Consider the following 2,077-nt stretch of genomic DNA (forward strand, 5'->3'; position numbering starts at 1 on the left):
CTGGCCATCGCCCTGGCCGACCTCATGGGCTGGACCAACATCGCCGCCGCCAACGACCACTACCGAGCACACCCCGACCACGCACTTCAACTACTCGATCTCACTACCTGAGAACGCATTCGCCCTGGCCCGCGCACGGCATCCCGGTGCAGGTCATCGATGATGATCTTCAATTTTCCGGTCATCTGGTCACCATTCCTCGGCGTCGCGGCGGGCCGTGGCGAGAAGGCGGTCAAGGGCGGCGCCGCCTGGCAGAAGGTTTTCGGCCAGGTGCACGAGGATCACGACCAGATGGCTGTTCTTGGCGGCGCCGTCGATGTCGCCGATCTCGCCGCGTCCGAGCGTGAACGCGATCAGCCGCTCGGCGACGGACGGGTCCATGTCGTCGAGGATGTGGGTGTTCTCCGCGCGCATGTCCGCGACGAACTCGATGATCGCGGCGTCACCGTCCTGGGCGAAGCGCCGGTCGACGGACTCGAAGAAGGCGCTGAACAGCAGGCGGGCGAATCCCTCGCGGTCGTCCTCCGACTCGATCTGCGTCGAGAGCTCCCGGTAGTCGTCGTTGCGGCGGGTCAGCAGCGCACGCACCGCGGCGACGTGGAGACCCGTTATCGGAATTCTTCGCTCGCTGGCATCGGGGGAGCCCAAGGTGCTGCACATCCTATCGTTTCCGGATCGATTTCGCGACTTTTATATCACGACTCTTTTTCTGTTTGAGTCTGGCTTTAGAAATGGCGCTCAGAATAAATTTGATCGCACAATAATTGTTCATTCGGCTGACGGGCGTGCGAATCCTGCACGTGTGAGATTCGGGGATGTGAGCACTGCTCGTGCCGATCCGCCGTCCGGAAGTTCAGAAACGCGGATTCATCGTGACCGGCTGGCGACTTGCTGTGACGATTGACGTGCGGACCAGGAGTGATCCGAGTGATCCGCAACGTCTGTCCATTCACGACGGAGGTGTCATTGATGTCCCTGACCGTGCTCCCGGCAGTCCCGGCCACGCCGCTGCGGTGGCGGCGCTCGTTCCCCGGCGGGCCCGAGCAGGCCCGCAACGTCCGGCGGTTCGTCGGCTGCCTACTGGATGGCTGCCCGTTCCTCGACGATGTCCTGCTCGCCGCTGACGAACTGGTCGTCAATGCCCTGCGGCACACCAAGTCCGGTCAGGACGGCGGCTTCTTCACGGTCGAGATCGCTCAGGACGGCCCCCTGGTCGCCGTCCGTCACCGACCAAGGCGGCCCAGGCGAACCCGCCGTTACCGACGCCGACGAGTTGGCCGAGTCCGGACGAGGGCTGCGCACCGTCTCCCTCACCGCCGCGAGCTGGGGCTGGCACGGCAACGGCGAAGGCCGCACCGTCACCGCCGTGTTCGCGGGGAAGTGCGCCGCGTGACCGCGTCGGCCTCGTGGACGCACGACCAGGTCTACCGGCGCGTCTACGCCGCGATGACCGCTGGCATGCGCGCCGACGTGCAGGCCATAGACGCGGCGCTCGTCCAGAACGCAGAGCTCGACGCCTACAGTCGCGAATTCATCGCAGAGTCGCGCCGCCTGGTACTCGCCTGCACGGCTGCGTTCACCTGCGTGCTCTCTGCACACCGCCCTGGCAAGGACCCGCACGGTCGCGAGGTCTGCCGCGGCTGCGGCACCCGCGACTGCAGTACCTTGCGGGGGCGTCGCCAACGTTCTCGCCGCCTACACGATCCGTCCCCAAGGCGTCGACCGCGCCGAGGCGTGGCGCCGCGCCGACGCCCACTTCACCCGCGGTGCCCGCCATTTCCCGGTCATCGTCGAGGAATTCCCGGACGGCTTCATAACCCGCGCCGCCGACGCCCCCGGCGACGATCCGGCTCCACTACTGATCGTCGACCGTCACACCGGCGCCCTCAGCCGCTGGCCCCGCATGCCCCAATCCACCCTCATCAGCGAGTACACCGCCTACCGCGCCGCCCATTGAGGTTTTCTCTGCAAGATCGATTAGGACAGCAGGGACTTCTGGGGCATGAACGGGCACGGGCAGGCAGGCGCGCGGACAGATCGGAACACCCCGAAATGGGCGTGGAGCCCTCGGTAGAGA

The 2,077-nt window shown here is 66.2% G+C and carries 2 protein-coding genes; both read right to left on the minus strand.

Annotated elements, in window-relative coordinates:
* Positions 1–189: 189 nt before the first annotated feature.
* Positions 190–588 (minus strand): hypothetical protein, encoded by a 399-nt coding sequence (locus tag ABGB11_RS42250; protein WP_347641334.1) that lies wholly within the window; start codon positions 586–588, stop codon positions 190–192.
* 489 nt (positions 589–1,077) lie between these two features.
* Positions 1,078–1,227, minus strand: coding sequence for a hypothetical protein (locus tag ABGB11_RS42255; protein ID WP_347641335.1), 150 nt, complete (start codon positions 1,225–1,227; stop codon positions 1,078–1,080).
* Positions 1,228–2,077 lie beyond the last annotated feature (850 nt).

Origin of the sequence: Actinomadura sp. B10D3, from assembly GCF_039871695.1 — a bacterium.
Classification (GTDB): domain Bacteria; phylum Actinomycetota; class Actinomycetes; order Streptosporangiales; family Streptosporangiaceae; genus Spirillospora; species Spirillospora madurae.